Annotated in this window: 16 protein-coding genes and 1 other RNA gene; 13 read left to right on the top strand and 4 right to left on the bottom strand. The window is 45.5% G+C overall.

Annotation, left to right across the window (positions count from 1 at the left end; translation table 11 throughout):
- Window positions 1-196: 196 nt before the first annotated feature.
- The 8 genes from zapE to sspB all read left to right on the top strand — a co-directional run bounded on the left by zapE (window position 197) and on the right by sspB (window position 6,536).
- A complete protein-coding gene (zapE, locus tag AB6E78_RS04830; protein ID WP_017061433.1) occupies window positions 197-1,300 on the top strand; it encodes a cell division protein ZapE in 1,104 nt (367 codons plus the stop codon).
- 247 nt (window positions 1,301-1,547) lie between these two features.
- Entirely contained in the window at window positions 1,548-1,976 is a 429-nt protein-coding gene (gene rplM, locus AB6E78_RS04835; RefSeq protein WP_010434689.1) for a 50S ribosomal protein L13, read from the top strand.
- Between the two features lie 13 nt (window positions 1,977-1,989).
- Window positions 1,990-2,382, top strand: a complete 393-nt coding sequence (gene rpsI, locus AB6E78_RS04840; protein ID WP_004740758.1) for a 30S ribosomal protein S9 — start codon at window positions 1,990-1,992, stop codon at window positions 2,380-2,382.
- Window positions 2,383-2,712: 330 nt separating this feature from the next.
- Window positions 2,713-3,303: a ubiquinol-cytochrome c reductase iron-sulfur subunit gene (gene petA, locus AB6E78_RS04845; RefSeq protein WP_017061434.1), complete on the top strand. Its 591-nt coding sequence runs from the start codon at window positions 2,713-2,715 to the stop codon at window positions 3,301-3,303.
- Window positions 3,303-4,568 carry a cytochrome bc complex cytochrome b subunit gene (locus tag AB6E78_RS04850; protein WP_017061435.1) on the top strand — a complete coding sequence of 422 codons (1,266 nt, stop codon included), beginning with the start codon at window positions 3,303-3,305 and terminating at the stop codon, window positions 4,566-4,568. The genes petA and AB6E78_RS04850 overlap by 1 nt, the downstream gene beginning before the upstream one ends.
- Window positions 4,565-5,302 carry a cytochrome c1 gene (locus tag AB6E78_RS04855; protein ID WP_017061436.1) on the top strand — a complete coding sequence of 246 codons (738 nt, stop codon included), beginning with the start codon at window positions 4,565-4,567 and terminating at the stop codon, window positions 5,300-5,302. The genes AB6E78_RS04850 and AB6E78_RS04855 overlap by 4 nt, the downstream gene beginning before the upstream one ends.
- Before the next feature lie 97 nt (window positions 5,303-5,399).
- Window positions 5,400-6,035, top strand: a complete 636-nt coding sequence (sspA, locus tag AB6E78_RS04860) for a stringent starvation protein SspA (protein ID WP_009848943.1) — start codon at window positions 5,400-5,402, stop codon at window positions 6,033-6,035.
- 6 nt (window positions 6,036-6,041) lie between these two features.
- Window positions 6,042-6,536 (top strand): ClpXP protease specificity-enhancing factor, encoded by a 495-nt coding sequence (gene sspB / locus AB6E78_RS04865; protein WP_017072808.1) that lies wholly within the window; start codon window positions 6,042-6,044, stop codon window positions 6,534-6,536.
- A gap of 254 nt (window positions 6,537-6,790) precedes the next feature.
- Here the strand turns inward: sspB and AB6E78_RS04870 are convergent, their stop codons facing one another.
- The 4 genes from AB6E78_RS04870 to AB6E78_RS04885 are packed head-to-tail and all read right to left on the bottom strand — an operon-like array spanning window position 6,791 to window position 10,208.
- The gene (locus tag AB6E78_RS04870) at window positions 6,791-7,396 is read right to left on the bottom strand and encodes a BON domain-containing protein (RefSeq protein WP_017062905.1); all 606 of its coding nucleotides are present in this window, start codon (window positions 7,394-7,396) and stop codon (window positions 6,791-6,793) included.
- 16 nt (window positions 7,397-7,412) lie between these two features.
- Complete coding sequence (locus tag AB6E78_RS04875) at window positions 7,413-8,003, bottom strand: phosphoheptose isomerase (RefSeq protein ID WP_004729817.1); 591 nt, start codon at window positions 8,001-8,003, stop codon at window positions 7,413-7,415.
- Between the two features lie 2 nt (window positions 8,004-8,005).
- Window positions 8,006-8,404 carry a YraN family protein gene (locus AB6E78_RS04880; RefSeq protein WP_017059277.1) on the bottom strand — a complete coding sequence of 133 codons (399 nt, stop codon included), beginning with the start codon at window positions 8,402-8,404 and terminating at the stop codon, window positions 8,006-8,008.
- On the bottom strand, window positions 8,391-10,208 hold the full coding sequence (locus AB6E78_RS04885; RefSeq protein WP_065584707.1) for a penicillin-binding protein activator: 1,818 nt from the start codon (window positions 10,206-10,208) through the stop codon (window positions 8,391-8,393). Before AB6E78_RS04885 ends, AB6E78_RS04880 begins: the two co-directional genes overlap by 14 nt.
- A 61-nt stretch (window positions 10,209-10,269) precedes the next feature.
- On the opposite strand from AB6E78_RS04885, the gene rsmI reads away from it, so the two are divergent.
- From rsmI to AB6E78_RS04910, 5 genes are all read left to right on the top strand, one after another.
- A complete protein-coding gene (gene rsmI / locus AB6E78_RS04890; RefSeq protein ID WP_019824587.1) occupies window positions 10,270-11,136 on the top strand; it encodes a 16S rRNA (cytidine(1402)-2'-O)-methyltransferase in 867 nt (288 codons plus the stop codon).
- A gap of 176 nt (window positions 11,137-11,312) precedes the next feature.
- Window positions 11,313-11,752: RNase P RNA component class A (gene rnpB / locus AB6E78_RS04895), an RNA gene on the top strand.
- A gap of 228 nt (window positions 11,753-11,980) precedes the next feature.
- Entirely contained in the window at window positions 11,981-12,931 is a 951-nt protein-coding gene (gene rsmH / locus AB6E78_RS04900) for a 16S rRNA (cytosine(1402)-N(4))-methyltransferase RsmH (protein WP_017066240.1), read from the top strand.
- 3 nt (window positions 12,932-12,934) lie between these two features.
- Window positions 12,935-13,252, top strand: coding sequence for a cell division protein FtsL (gene ftsL, locus AB6E78_RS04905; protein WP_019824585.1), 318 nt, complete (start codon window positions 12,935-12,937; stop codon window positions 13,250-13,252).
- Window positions 13,249-15,006 (top strand): penicillin-binding transpeptidase domain-containing protein, encoded by a 1,758-nt coding sequence (locus tag AB6E78_RS04910; protein WP_136978384.1) that lies wholly within the window; start codon window positions 13,249-13,251, stop codon window positions 15,004-15,006. Before ftsL ends, AB6E78_RS04910 begins: the two co-directional genes overlap by 4 nt.
- Window positions 15,007-15,010 lie beyond the last annotated feature (4 nt).

Consider the following 15,010-nt stretch of genomic DNA (forward strand, 5'->3'; position numbering starts at 1 on the left):
TAACATGTTTGTTACTACTTAGTTACACGTGATACGGCTCCATGGTACTATGAGAAAGCCGCAGTATAAAGAGAAATGCGTGTGCGCTAGTTAGCAGTTTGATGCTGCATTATTCACCACATCACGTTATTCCTCGTACTGTTTGGGCTCATTTTTAGTTGTTGTCTGATATTGCTTTCATTGTGGAAATGTCGTCATGAATCCCATTAAAAAATACGAACAAGATATAAAAGAACATGGATTTCAAAGAGATCCAGCACAAGAGCAAGCCGTAAAATCTTTAGATGAACTCTTTCATCAATTTCAAGATTACATGAATACGCCCATTCCTCAACTGACTCGCTTCCAGAAATTACTAGGCAAAAAGCCAGAACTGCCACAACCACCGAAAGGTCTCTATTTTTGGGGTGGCGTAGGGCGAGGAAAAACGTACCTAATGGATACGTTCTATGATGCCTTACCGACCACTAAAAAAATGCGTGTTCACTTTCACCGCTTTATGTATCGAGTTCATGATGAGCTAAAGGCGCTAGGTAATGTGAGTGATCCATTGCCTTTAGTCGCAGACAAGTTGAAGGAAGAAGCGGACATTATCTGTTTCGACGAATTCTTTGTTTCAGACATCACCGATGCGATGATCCTAGGAACCTTGTTCCAAGAGTTATTCGCTCGAAACGCTATCTTGGTTGCGACCTCTAATATTCCACCTGCGGATCTGTATCGCAACGGGTTACAGCGAGCGCGTTTCTTACCTGCCATCAAGCTCATTCAAGACAACTGTCATATCCTTAATGTCGATAGTGGTATTGACTATCGTCTACGTACCTTAGAACAGGCTGAGATTTACCATTACCCGCTAGATAGCCAAGCGAATATTAATCTCGAAAAGTATTACGCTCAGCTGGTTGGTGAAGATAAAGAGAAGCTTAAGCAGATAGAGGTTAACCACCGTCAATTAGATGTAGTCGAAGCGAGTGATGGCGTACTGCATGGTACCTTTGCTCAGCTTTGTCAGTCGGCTCGTAGCCAGAACGACTATATTGAGTTGTCTCGGGTTTATCACACAGTTCTATTGGCGGATGTATTGCAAATGGGCGCGACTTCAGATGACGCTGCGAGGCGCTTCATTGCATTAGTTGATGAGTTCTACGAGCGCAATGTGAAGCTGATTATTTCAGCGGAAGTGGAGCTAGAAAAGCTATACACCCATGGTCAGCTAGAGTTTGAATTTAAACGTTGTCAGTCGCGTTTAATTGAAATGCAGAGCCATGAATATTTGGCAAAAGAACACTTAAGTTAGCTTTGATTATCTCGAATAAGAAATAGAATTAAAAAAATCGTGATTTTGTTCAAAAAGAGGTGATTTTTTCTTCGCTCTTCTCTATAATCCTGCGACCTACCGTTACTGCGGGCCTCTAGCGATGAGTAAAATCACGTTATGCCAAGAGTTTTCCAACACTCGAAGGGGTGATGAATGGTAACTCTTAGACAGTGGGAATACGCGAGTATTCCTTAAGTGTAAATTTTTTAAATAGGTAATTATTAGCATGAAAACTTTCGTTGCTAAACCAGAAACTGTAAAACGCGACTGGTATGTTGTAGACGCTGAAGGCAAAACTCTTGGCCGTCTAGCAAGTGAAATCGCTTCTCGCCTACGCGGCAAGCACAAAGCAGAATACACTCCTCACGTAGACACTGGTGATTACATCATCGTTGTTAACGCTGAGAAAGTTGCTGTAACTGGTAACAAAGCTAAGGGTAAGGTTTACTACCGTCACTCAGAGTTCCCAGGTGGTCTTAAAACTATCACTTTTGAAAAGCTAATTGCTAAGAAACCAGAAATGGTTCTAGAACTAGCAGTTAAAGGTATGCTTCCACGTGGTCCTCTAGGCCGCGCGATGTACCGTAAGCTTAAAGTGTACGCTGGTACTGAGCACAACCATGTTGCTCAACAGCCACAAGTACTAGACATCTAAGGGGATTATGAAAATGGCAGAGAATCAATACTACGGCACTGGTCGTCGCAAAAGCTCAGCAGCTCGTGTTTTCATCAAACCAGGCTCTGGTGAGATCGTAATCAACAAGCGTAGCCTTGATGTTTACTTCGGTCGTCCAACTTCTCGTATGGTTGTTAAGCAACCTCTTGAGCTAGTTGAACTAACTGAGAAACTTGACCTTTACATCACTGTTTCTGGTGGTGGTATTTCTGGTCAAGCTGGCGCAATCCGCCACGGTATCACTCGCGCTCTTATGGAGTACGATGAAACTCTACGTCCTGCTCTACGTGCAGCTGGCTACGTTACTCGTGACGCTCGTTGCGTTGAACGTAAGAAAGTTGGTCTACGTAAAGCTCGTCGTAAACCTCAATTCTCTAAGCGTTAATTTTTCTTTACGAAAAAGTACACGCCCCCAGTTTTACGACTGGAATTGTGGTTCAAAGCTCGGCTATATGCCGGGCTTTTTGTTTTTATCCCCCCTCTAAACGCTTTCCCTTCCTCGTTTTATTTCCAAATTCTTATATTTTGAAAGCTTTTGTAACCCAATGTGCGCTTTGCCTCATGATTGTTACAAAAAGGTAGCTTTATCTTGTCAAAAAGTAGGGTTTTATTTATCATTTGCCGTCAATAAATAGAACTAAATACATATTTTGTTAGCCATGCTCTTTAATCGGAATTATTTCAATCCACAAGGAGCAAATGGGAGAATGTTTGGATGAGCAACGCGCCTTTAAATAACGGTCGCAGGCGTTTCTTAACCGCAACAACAGCCGTTGTTGGTGGTTTAGGAGCAGCTGCTGTAGCCGTGCCTTTTATTAAATCATGGAATCCGAGTGCCAAGGCGAAAGCTGCGGGCGCGCCGGTGGAAGTGGAAGTCAGTAAGTTAGAACCGGGACAAATGGTTCGTGTCGAGTGGCAAGGTAAACCTGTATGGGTTGTACGCCGTGCTGAGTCGGTACTAGAAAACCTAAAATCGATCGGTGGTCAACTTCGTGACCCTCAATCTGAAGCTGAACAACAACCAGAATACGCACAGAACGAGTTCCGTTCAATTAAGCCGGAATTCTTCGTTGCTGTTGGTTTCTGTACGCACTTAGGTTGTTCTCCAACTTACCTGCCGGATTCTTTTGCAGAACAAGTTCAGGGTGTTAAGTCTGGTTTCTTCTGTCCTTGTCATGGTTCAAAGTTTGATATGGCAGGTCGAGTATTCCAAGGCGTACCAGCTCCATTGAATCTTGTTGTACCAAAGCATATGTATTTGAGTGACACTAAGATCATGATCGGTGTGGACGAGGGAGACGCGTAATGCAAGGATTGCTTGATTGGGTAGAGAAACGTCTACCCGCGATGAATGCGTATAAAAAGCATTTATCTGAATACCCAATGCCTAAGAACTTTAACTTTTGGTACCTTTTCGGTTCTTTGGCAATGTTGGTATTGGTTAACCAAATCCTTACGGGTATTTGGCTAACAATGAACTACGTACCGTCAGGTGAGGGTGCATTTGCTTCTGTTGAATACATCATGCGTGATGTGGAATACGGTTGGCTACTACGTTACATGCACTCAACAGGTGCTTCGGCATTCTTCGTTGTTATCTACCTGCACATGTTCCGTGGCCTAATCTATGGTTCTTACCAAAAGCCTCGTGAGCTACTTTGGATCTTCGGTATGTTGATCTTCTTAGTGCTTATGGCTGAGGCTTTCATGGGTTACCTACTACCATGGGGTCAAATGTCTTACTGGGGTGCTCAGGTAATCATTTCTCTGTTTGGTGCGATCCCTGTTATCGGTGATGACCTAACGCTTTGGATCCGTGGTGACTACATCATCTCTGGTGCAACGCTGAACCGTTTCTTCGCACTGCACGTTATCGCTCTACCAATTGTACTTCTGCTGCTTATCGTACTTCACGTACTAGCACTGCACGAAGTGGGTTCGAACAACCCAGACGGTATTGAGACGAAACTTCCTAAAGGCACAATGGGCGACGACTACAAAACGCAGTTCCCATTCCACAAGGATTACACTAAGAAATACGACATCATTGACTCTATTCCTTTCCACCCATACGGGACCGTGAAAGATATGGTTGGTGTGGCCGGTTTCCTATTCTTCTTCTGTTATGTGCTGTTCTTTAACCCAGAGATGGGTGGATTCTTCCTTGAGCCGCCAAACTTTGAAGCTGCTAACCCACTGAAAACACCAGAGCACATCGCTCCGGTATGGTACTTCACGCCGTTTTACGCAATTCTGCGTGCTGTCCCTGATAAGTTGCTAGGTGTTGTAGCAATGGGCGCATCTATTGTTGTGCTATTCCTACTACCATGGTTCGACCGTTGTAAAGTGCGTTCTTACCGTTACCGTAGCAAACTGCATTTGATTAACATCATCCAATTCACAATAAGCTTTATTGCGCTTGGTGTACTTGGTGCGCTTCCAGCAACGCCAACATACACGCTACTGGCTCAAATCTTTAGCTTAGGTTACTTCATGTTCTTCGTTCTACTGTGGTTCTACAGTAAAAATGAAGCGACGAAACCATTACCAGAAAGGGTGACATTCAAATGAAAAAGTGGATTGTAATTTTATTTGCTATGTTGCCGTCACTGGTGATGGCAGCGGGTGCAAACGTACCATTAGACAAAGCGAACAATGATTTAACAGACAAAGCTTCATTGCAAAATGGCGCTAAGATGTTCATGAACTACTGTTTCGCTTGTCACTCAACGCAGTACCAGCGCTATGAACGTGTTGCGAATGATTTAGAGATCCCCGTTGATCTTATGAAGGAAAATCTGATTTTCGACCCTGAAGCGAAAATCGGTGACTTGATGGTTAATGCTATGCCTTCTGATCAAGCGGCAAGTTGGTTTGGTGCTCCGCCACCAGACCTAACATTGGTTGCTCGTGTTCGTGGCGCAGACTGGCTGTACACTTACCTTCGTACTTTCTATGAAGATCCGTCTCGTCCATTTGGCGTGAACAACATTGTTTTCCCAAGCGTTGGTATGCCGCACGTTCTTGAAGAACTGCAAGGTATCCCAACACCAATCTACGATACTCATATGGTAGATGGCGAGGAAGTGACGGTTGTTGTTGGCACTGAGACTGACGGCTCTGGCGAATTAAGTGCTGGTGAATACGACGAAGCAGTTCGTGACCTTGTTAACTTTTTGGTTTACTCGGGCGACCCAGTTCAACTTGAGCGTCACGCTATGGGTTGGTGGGTAATGGCCTTCTTAGTAATCTTCACTATCATCGTGATTTTGCTGAAGAAAGAGTATTGGCGTGATGTGCACTAATTGTGCTATAATACCGTGCTAATTCCCAAATTATGTTAATGTTCAATGGAGGCTTTAGGCCTCCATTGTTTTTATTTAAAGTGTACTGGAGGGCTCCATGGCTGTAGCTGCCAATAAACGTTCTGTAATGACTCTTTTCTCAAGTGCTTCTGATATGTATAGCCATCAGGTGCGCATCGTTCTTGCTGAAAAAGGCGTAAGTGTTGAAGTTGAGTTGGTTGATGAAAAAAATCTACCAGCAGAGCTTGTTGAACTGAACCCGTACAAATCAGTACCTACTCTTGTTGATCGTGAGCTTGCTCTATATGACTCGAAGATCATCATGGAATACCTAGATGAGCGTTTCCCTCATCCACCGTTGATGCCTGTATACCCGGTTGCTCGTGGTAACAGCCGTCTAATGATGTACCGCATTGAGCGTAACTGGTATTCAGTTGCAGAGAAGATCGTTAAAGGCAACGCTGAAGAATCTGAAGCAGCTCGCGTTAAACTGCGCAACGACCTACTGACTCTTGCTCCTATCTTCGCTGAGTATGAATACTTCATGAGCGAAGAGTTTAGCCTAATTGATTGTTACCTAGCTCCGCTATTATGGCGTTTACCTGAGCTTGGTATCGAACTAATTGGTCCTGGTTCTAAAGAGCTTAAGATTTACATGAACCGCGTATTCGAACGTGATTCATTCCTAGCTTCTCTAACTGAAGCTGAGCGTGAGATGCGACTCGTTCGCTAAGCGTTTATGGATATTTCTAATATGACTCCACGCCGACCATACATGCTTCGTGCATTTTATGAGTGGCTGGTTGATAACGAACTAACTCCACACCTTGTTGTTGAAGCAACATTACCGGGTGTGCGAGTTCCAGAAGAGTTTGTTCAAGATGGTCAGATCATTCTGAACATCGCGCCTCGTGCGGTTGGACAACTTGAACTGGGTAACGAAGCTGTGACGTTTAGTGCTCGCTTTAGTGGTCGTCCACACTCTGTGATCGTTCCGCTTTACGCAGTACAAGCGATTTATGCTCGTGAAAATGGTGCTGGTACCATGTTTGAACCTGAAGAGGCTTACATGGAAGCGTTTGAAGAAGGGATTGAAGAAAGTCCTTTTGAAGAACCAGAAAAAGGCCCATCTTTGAGCGTAGCAACGGCAGACGTAGATGCTGAAGAGCCAGACTCAGATCCTGAGCCACCTCGTCCAGCGAAAGGTCGCCCAAGCCTTCGTGTTATCAAATAACGTTAGTTATACCAATCACAGTAAGTAAGTGATCAGAAATAGCGCAGGAAAAAAGCTTGAGAGCAAGGCGGAATTTTTTGATAAGTAGTTATTCTACAATCAAAAATTCTAACGCAGTTATCGAAATTTTTAACAAGCTAGAATGATAGATTATTTACTACGATTGGTATTAGATAACGAACCAAATAAAAAAGCAGCGACTCGTCGCTGCTTTTTCTTTTCTGCTATATCGCATTTAGTTGACTGGCTTACGGCTAGTTAACAGCCGTCTCTTCTTCACCGTATTCAAACGCTCGAATAACCTGTTTTACGCCAGATATGTTACGCGCAACTTCTGTCGCGATATCGGCATGCTCTCTAGTCACGAGTCCAAGTAGGAATACTTCTGAATCCTCAGTAATCACTTTTACTTTGATGCCGTTAAGCTCAGCATTCGCAAGCAGAGCTGATTTCACCTTAGTGGTAATCCAGCTGTCTTTACTGATAGCACTTACAGACAAAGGTTCTTTCACTCGAACTTGATTGTGGATGCTCTCAACGCCAGCCACTTCTTTGGCTTGGTTTTCAAAAGCGCGACGTTCTGAATCTGTGGTTGCTTGCCCCATCAACACCACTGAACCTCGGTATGAGCTTGCGGTGACACGTACATTGCCACGGAATGGTTGTTTATTGGTAATCGCTGCAACTTCAAATTCGATGTTGTTGTCGTTCCAAATCTCTTTGGTTGTTCGCGTATCCGTGACTAGGTTTGCAGTAGTTGCAGCACCAGCAATGAAAATGCCAGCACAACCAGACAGAGACAGTGTAAGTAGCGAAACATTAATCAGCTTAAAAAGCCTCATAGAGGTTAATGATTTCATTGTGATGCTCCGTATATCACTCTTCGTGGGCAGGGAAGAGTACTTGATCGATTAGGTCACATAGGCAGTGCAGTGTCACCATGTGTACTTCATGAATGCGCGCTGTACGGTGTGACGGGATACGAATCTCTACATCGTGTTCACCAAGCAAACCTGCCATCTCACCACCATCTTTACCGGTAAAGGCGATGATGGTCATGTCGCGAGTTACCGCCGCTTCCATTGCCTTGATGATGTTCTTGCTGTTACCGCTAGTCGAGATAGCCAACAGAATATCGCCAGTTTGACCGAATGCACGCACCTGCTTAGAGAAGATCTCTTCATAGTGGTAGTCGTTAGCCACAGCCGTTAGCGTGGTGTTGTCTGCTGTGAGTGCCATTGCTGGAAGGCTAGGGCGCTCTGTTTCAAACCGGTTGAGTAGGCACGATACAAATTGTTGAGCATTCGACGCCGAACCACCATTACCACAACAAAGAATTTTGTTTCCGTTAAGCAAGGTCGCAACCATTGCTTGAGCGGCATGCGTGATTGCGTCAGGCAGAGCTTCTGCAGCCGCAATTTGGATTTGAATACTTTCTGTGAAACTTTCTTTAATGCTGTCTAGCATGTTTATCCTTGGGTAATCGCGTTTTGAATCCAGTCGATAGTGTCATTCGGCCCTTCAATGGCAACAATATCAAACCTGAAATCTGTAGAGTGCACCGACAAGCCTTGCTGCATAAGCCAAACATTGGCTGTTTTGAGCAGTTTCTGTGACTTCTTGGCAGTCACCATTTCAGCGGCATGTCCGTAGCGGGTTTGCTTGCGGTATTTTACCTCAGCAAACACAACCGTATTGTTATGGCGCATTATAAGATCAATCTCGCCACATTTTGCTATGAAGTTTTCTTCTATTAACGATAAACCGTGGTTAATCAGATAAGATTTTGCCACGGCCTCGTATTTATCACCCACTTGTTTGTGGGTGATGGTTGGTTTGGATAGGAACTTTCGGCTAAAAAGCCCCATGCTCTGCCCAGCTGATTTCACGTTGAACTACACAGTTGTTATCGATGGTTAACACCCCCGTTTCACCTGGAATGCTGTAACCTTGCACTGCTTTCATCTGTGGCAGTGCATCCATTAGGTAGTAAGCATCCATTCCCAGTGCTTGCAAGCGTTTTTGGCCGTTTGAGTGTGCAGGCCATAGGTCGTTGAGCTCTTTATTAAGCTCGTTTTTATTCTCAACTAATAGTGGGATATCGCTGTAGAACACACCGGTTAGGTCTTCATACTGCTTATCACCGCTGTTGCTGCGTGAGTTTGAGAAAAGAGCGGGCTGGCTAGCATCAGGGTTAATTGCAACTTCAATGAAGGGTTTGATTAGCGTTAGCTCTGAGTTCTTAGCCACAATGTAAACAGAATCGATATCACGACGGCTGCGTGGCTCTGTTTCTAGGTCTAGGTTCAGTAACCCGTCCATTTGAGCGATACGCTGTTGGCTCTCTTGCAGGCCGAATACCTGATTCACATTACGTTGCAGTTGGCGTTTGTCAGAGAATAAGCTGATAGCAACATCGTTGCTGCTGTATTTTTTCCACTCTTCTTTAAACGCTTGCTCAACACGCTCACCTAAACGTCCTCTTGGCGCAAGGATAAGCGGATACTTGTAGCCTTGAGCAAATAGGTGTTTCGCTGCCTGAGCAACTTCTTGTTCAGGCGATAGAGCGAGATAGCAAATATTGGTATCAGGTTCTAGTTGCGTTGGAATGTTCAGAGCTAAAGCTGGAATCGAATTCTCGTGGTTTTTCTGCGCTTGCTGAAGCTTAGTAATGTTGCTCTTGATCAGCGGACCCACAATGAAATCAACGTTGTTCTCTTCCAGTGTCGCTTTAATCTCAGCAGCACTTTGCACGTTGGTATCCATTACTGTCAGCGTTGCATCTTCTTCGCGTTCTTTGTCGTTCATCATCGCAAAGATGAAGCCATCACGTACCAGTTGTGCTTGCTTACCGTATTTACCCGTTAGCGGCAGCAACAGTGCAGTGCTGGTTGGCTTGCTGATCTCTAGCGCCAAGATGTCGGTGATCGCCTGAGGTGTGTAAGTAGCAGCTGGGTGCTGAGGATTCTCGGCTAACCAATCCGATAAGGTTTCCTGCAGGTTTGGAAGATTTGAGTTCAGCGTCTTCATGTAGATTGCCAGTTGTAACCAACCTGAAAGCACATCTTCTGTCGGTGATGTTTTCAGTTCTAGAATCTCGTATTGAGAGTAGCTATTCAGGTTTTGCCAAATACGGTCGGCAGTTTGCTGTTGAAGCTCGTCGTCAGCCTCTAGGTACTCTGAATAGAGCACTAACTCACGGCTTGCCTCGAAATACTCACTCTTCATCTCTGAGATGTTCGCGCGTAGCTCGTGATAATCTTTCCACTGCTCGTTCGGAAGCTTCCACCAAGGCTGGAAGTTTAGTTGGCTATAAGCTTGATCTGGCTGTGAGTTATTCACCAGCAGCTGAGCGCGCGCTAATTGCCATTCCGCTTGTTGCGTTTCGCTCAGCTCTTGTTTTGCTAAGCGTTTAATCAGCAGAGTTGCTTGATCGGTTTTTCCAACTTGCACAGAAGCCTTAAGCGCCATGATTAACCAGTCGTTTTGTAGACTTCCTTTGCTACTATCCGCCTGCATCATGTAACTTTCAGTTGATTGCGCTGGATCTAGTGTAATATCAACGCTCGTTGGTGCTTGAGGACCTGAAGAACAAGCCGCCAATGTAATTGCTAATGCAATTGGAGTTAGTAAGCGTGGTACACTGAGTCTCTTATGGTTCATCGTTGCCATGAGTTCTTTAAATTCCGTATAAATTTGTATCTATATTAATCGTTGAAGTGATGGTAAACAAATGACAGATAACAAAACCTTGCTCACAGAGAGCCCAACTCTCTACATTGTGCCAACCCCAATCGGAAATTTGGGAGATATCACTCAAAGAGCAATTGAAATTTTATCAAGTGTCGATGTTATTGCAGCCGAAGACACACGCCACACGGGTAAGCTGCTTGCTCACTTCAATATATCAACCAGAACGTTCGCTTTACATGATCATAATGAACAAACTAAAGCACAAGTTCTAGTCGAAAGGTTATTAGAAGGTCAGTCTATCGCATTAGTCTCTGATGCGGGTACTCCTTTAATTAGTGACCCAGGTTACCATCTTGTCTCACAATGTCGTCAAGCGGGTGTGAGAGTTGTGCCACTTCCTGGTGCTTGTGCTGTGATTACCGCGTTGAGTGCTTCTGGTTTACCGTCAGATCGTTTCAGCTTTGAAGGCTTTTTGCCGCCAAAGAGCAAAGGTCGTAAAGATAAGTTCCTAGAGATCGCGAAAGCAGAGCGCACGTGTATCTTCTACGAATCACCACATCGAATCTCAGATTCTCTACAAGATATGCTTGAGATCTTAGGCCCAGACCGTGAGGTTGTATTGGCGCGTGAGCTAACCAAAACCTTCGAAACAATTCAAGGATTGCCACTGGGTGAGTTGATTGAGTGGATTGAAGAAGACGCGAACCGTAAACGCGGTGAGATGGTGTTACTGATTCACGGCCACCGTGAAGAAGCGAGCACAGAACTGCCAGACGAAGCGACTCGCACACTAGGCATTCTAACCAAAGAGCTGCCTCTTAAAAAAGCGGCGGCAATGACGGCAGAAATCTACAATCTGAAAAAGAACGCTTTATACAAATGGGGCCTAGAGCATCTAGACAACTAGAAACCTCTTTATAGAGTAGCTAACCTGTATTGAAAAGCTTGTGAGGAGTGATGGTATTGCCGTTATTCCTCTTTTTTTGTCTGAATTGTGTAAAATTCACGCAGTTGCTTAGAGGTTTGCACCATATTTGTGATCTCGCTAGACACTGCACCCTAATCTCTATACAATCCGCCCTCGGAGTTGAACGGGTAATCGCTGCTTTGCTGATGTCCTTCGGGAGACTGACGTTGAGGTCCTTCGGGAAACTGACGTTGAAGTCCTTCGGGAGACTGGTAGAGGGGAGGAACGTCCGGGCTCCATAGAGCAGGGTGCCAGATAACGTCTGGGGGGCGCGAGCCCACGACAAGTGCAGCAGAGAGAAGACCGCCGATGGCCTCATTTCTTCGGAAGGGGCACAGGTAAGGCTGAAAGGGTGCGGTAAGAGCGCACCGTGCGACTGGCAACAGTTCGTAGCAAGGTAAACTCCACCCGGAGCAAGATCAAATAGGCCCTCACATTGCGTTGCTCGCGTATGGGGGCGGGTAGATTGCTTGAGCCTGTGAGCGATTGCAGGCCTAGACGAATGGTTACCGCCGCGCAAGCGGAACAGAACCCGGCGTATGTGTCAACTCCACCTATATAAAGAACCCATCATTACTTAACGGTAGTGATGGGTTTTTTGCTTTATATTGACGTAAATTATTTAGATTTCCTTAGAATCCTTCACCCTGATATGAGCTTGGGTCAAAAATTCCCAAAGCCTATACACAATATGGTGGAGATACGGCGTGAAATCAGTACACTAAAACGTTAATAGAACAAATTATTGCCGAACTAATGGCTCAATCCACTCACTGAGAAGACTATGACAGAAGCATTCAAACATATTTCAGTATTGCTTAACGAATCTATTGACGGACTTGCGATCAAACCTGACGGTACCTACATCGATGGTACTTTTGGCCGTGGTGGTCACAGCCGTACAATCCTGTCTAAACTGGGCGAGAATGGACGACTCTTTAGTATTGACCGCGATCCACAAGCGATTGCAGAAGCGCAAAAGATTGATGACCCTCGTTTTACGATTATTCACGGCCCGTTCTCAGGTATGGCTGAATATGCGGAGCGTTATGACTTAGTCGGTCAAGTGGATGGTGTGTTACTGGATCTAGGTGTTTCTTCACCACAGCTAGATGACGCTGAGCGTGGCTTTAGCTTCATGAAAGACGGTCCGCTTGATATGCGTATGGACCCAACAACCGGTATTCCTGTCTCTCAGTGGTTAGTTGAAGCCGATCTTGATGACATCACATGGGTTATCCGTGAGTTCGGTGAAGACAAACACGCTCGTCGTATCGCGAAAGGCATCATCGCTTATCAAGAGAATGAAGAGAACGAACCTCTAACGCGCACTGGTCAGTTGGCTAAGCTTATCTCGGATGTAGCTCCAAAAAGCTTCAAAGAGAAAAAGCACCCAGCAACACGTGCTTTCCAAGCCTTCCGTATCTACATCAACAGTGAACTTGAAGAGATCGATACAGCCCTGAAAGGCGCAGCAAGCATTCTTGCTCCTGAAGGCCGTTTGTCTGTTATTAGCTTTCACTCTCTTGAAGACCGCATGGTGAAGCGCTTTATCCGTAAAGAGAGCCAAGGTCCGCAAGTACCACATGGCCTGCCACTAACAGAAGAGCAGATCAAAGCGCTAGGCAGTGCTGATCTTAAGCCTGTTGGTAAAGCGATCAAGCCTTCTAAAGATGAAGTGGATGAGAATACTCGTTCGCGTAGCTCAGTATTACGAATCGCAGAAAAGCTATAGTCAATGAAGACCTCCAAACCGAACTTAGCCAAGATAATATTTTTTGATTTGATCTCCGTGGGCAAGGTCCCATTGATGCTTCTTATCTGTATCTTCGCGAGTGCGATGGGGGTCGTTCTTACGACACATATGTCACGTCAGGCGATCACGCAAAAAGACACGGCGTTGGTGGAGCGAGAACAGCTTGATGATGAGTGGCGAAATTTAATGCTTGAAGAGACGGCTCTGGCTGAACATAGTCGCGTTCAAGCATCGGCAAAAAGAGAGCTAGACATGAAACGTCCAGACTCTGAAAAAGAAGTTGTGATCACACTGAAATGACCGGTAAAAAGGAAAAAGCACCCGCAAAAGCCGTTAAGAAACCAACGAAAGAGCGAGTGAAGAGCGAAAAGGATTCGGATCCAATTCTTATTAAATGGCGTTTCAACGTCGTTATTGCTTTCGTGTTTCTTGCCTTTGCTGCGCTGGTTGGTCGTGTGGCTTACATCCAAATTATTGAACCAGATAACTTAATTCGTCAGGGCGACCTTCGCTCAGTACGTGTTAAGGCCATTCCTTCTGCTCGCGGTATTATTTCAGACCGCAATGGCGAGCCGCTTGCTGTGAGTGTTCCAGTTGAAGCGGTATGGGCCGATCCTAAAACGATTTTCGATAAAAATGGCATGGCCCAAATTGATCGTTGGTATGCGCTAGCTGATGTACTTGGCTTAGATCGACAATCGATGATCAACAAGATCTCCAGCGACAAATCTCGTCGTTTTATCTACCTACAAAGACAAGTTAGCCCAGCAATGGCGAAATACATCCGCGACTTAAAGCTGGTGGGTATTGGTCTTAAAGCAGAATCACGTCGTTATTACCCAGCCGGTGAAGTCAGCGCGCATCTTATTGGTGTGACCGGAATTGATGGACACGGCCTAGAAGGTGTCGAGCGCAGCTACGATAAGTGGCTCACGGGTGAAGCAGGTAAACGTACAATCCGTAAAGACCGTTACGGGCGAGTAGTTGAAAACATTGCACTAGAAGAGCGTGAAGAAGGTAAACCACTCGAATTGACCATCGATCAGCGCTTACAAGCCATCGCTTATCGAGCGATTAAACAGGCGGTAGCCGATCACAAGGCGACGTCTGGATCTGCCATCTTATTAGACGTAAAAACGGGTGCGGTTTTGGCCATGGTTAACGCACCGTCTTACAACCCAAACAATCGTGCTGATTTACAAAGCTTTAAGATGCGTAACCGCGTGATCACCGATGCTTTTGAGCCAGGTTCGACGGTTAAGCCGTTTGTTGTTCTTGCCGCTCTCGAAAATGGTACCGCGGATGCTGATACTGTAATTGATACGGGTAACGGCATCATGCAAATCGGTGGTAGCCGTGTACGTGATACTTCCAAAGTTGGTAAGGCAGACTTGGCGTTAATCCTTAAGAAGTCGAGTAACATCGGTGTGGCGAAGTTAGCACTGGATATGCCACTTGAAGCGCTACTGGGCATGTACAGTTCTGTTGGTCTTGGCGAGATGTCTGGGCTGAATCTAGTCGGTGAGACCGCGGGTATTTTCCCGAACCGTCGACGCTGGTCTAAGTTTGAAATCGCTACCTTATCCTTTGGTTATGGTCTAGCGATTACTCCGCTGCAATTGGCTCATGCCTATGCGACGTTAGCGAATCACGGTGTTTACGAACCTATCCATATCGTTAAAAGCAACGACCAAGATTTCTCAAAACAGATCATCAAGCGCGAAAATGCTGAGTTGGTTTTGAACATGCTAGAAGGCGTAACCCAAAAGGGCGGTACAGCGACAAGAGCTGCCGTGCCGGGTTACCGAGTAGCAGCAAAAACAGGTACATCTAGAAAAGCGATTTCCGGTGGTTATGGAGACGAGTACTTCGCCTATACCGCAGGTGTTGCTCCAGTGAGTGACCCAAGAGTCTCTTTGGTTGTGATGATCAATGAACCTCAAGGTGACCTCTACTATGGTGGCTCGGTCGCAGCCCCTGTTTTTTCTGAAATCATGAAGGGCGCACTGCAAATTCTGAATGTCCCTGCTGATGAAAACAAGTTTCAAGAATAGAGCC

This window comes from Vibrio sp. 10N.247.310.98, assembly GCF_041467395.1.
Lineage (GTDB): Bacteria > Pseudomonadota > Gammaproteobacteria > Enterobacterales > Vibrionaceae > Vibrio > Vibrio crassostreae_C.

What these genes read in the sequence shown, in the direction of transcription:
- sspA (WP_009848943.1), top strand. Translation starts at nt 5,400, where the DNA reads ATGGCTGTAGCTGCCAATAAACGTTCTGTAATGACTCTTTTCTCAAGT.
- sspB (WP_017072808.1), top strand. Translation starts at nt 6,042, where the DNA reads ATGGATATTTCTAATATGACTCCACGCCGACCATACATGCTTCGTGCA.
- AB6E78_RS04855 (WP_017061436.1), top strand. Translation starts at nt 4,565, where the DNA reads ATGAAAAAGTGGATTGTAATTTTATTTGCTATGTTGCCGTCACTGGTG.
- petA (WP_017061434.1), top strand. Translation starts at nt 2,713, where the DNA reads ATGAGCAACGCGCCTTTAAATAACGGTCGCAGGCGTTTCTTAACCGCA.
- rplM (WP_010434689.1), top strand. Translation starts at nt 1,548, where the DNA reads ATGAAAACTTTCGTTGCTAAACCAGAAACTGTAAAACGCGACTGGTAT.
- AB6E78_RS04880 (WP_017059277.1), bottom strand. Translation starts at nt 8,404, where the DNA reads ATGGGGCTTTTTAGCCGAAAGTTCCTATCCAAACCAACCATCACCCAC.
- zapE (WP_017061433.1), top strand. Translation starts at nt 197, where the DNA reads ATGAATCCCATTAAAAAATACGAACAAGATATAAAAGAACATGGATTT.
- AB6E78_RS04910 (WP_136978384.1), top strand. Translation starts at nt 13,249, where the DNA reads ATGACCGGTAAAAAGGAAAAAGCACCCGCAAAAGCCGTTAAGAAACCA.
- AB6E78_RS04870 (WP_017062905.1), bottom strand. Translation starts at nt 7,396, where the DNA reads ATGAAATCATTAACCTCTATGAGGCTTTTTAAGCTGATTAATGTTTCG.
- rpsI (WP_004740758.1), top strand. Translation starts at nt 1,990, where the DNA reads ATGGCAGAGAATCAATACTACGGCACTGGTCGTCGCAAAAGCTCAGCA.
- rsmH (WP_017066240.1), top strand. Translation starts at nt 11,981, where the DNA reads ATGACAGAAGCATTCAAACATATTTCAGTATTGCTTAACGAATCTATT.
- rsmI (WP_019824587.1), top strand. Translation starts at nt 10,270, where the DNA reads ATGACAGATAACAAAACCTTGCTCACAGAGAGCCCAACTCTCTACATT.
- AB6E78_RS04885 (WP_065584707.1), bottom strand. Translation starts at nt 10,208, where the DNA reads ATGGCAACGATGAACCATAAGAGACTCAGTGTACCACGCTTACTAACT.
- ftsL (WP_019824585.1), top strand. Translation starts at nt 12,935, where the DNA reads ATGAAGACCTCCAAACCGAACTTAGCCAAGATAATATTTTTTGATTTG.
- AB6E78_RS04875 (WP_004729817.1), bottom strand. Translation starts at nt 8,003, where the DNA reads ATGCTAGACAGCATTAAAGAAAGTTTCACAGAAAGTATTCAAATCCAA.
- AB6E78_RS04850 (WP_017061435.1), top strand. Translation starts at nt 3,303, where the DNA reads ATGCAAGGATTGCTTGATTGGGTAGAGAAACGTCTACCCGCGATGAAT.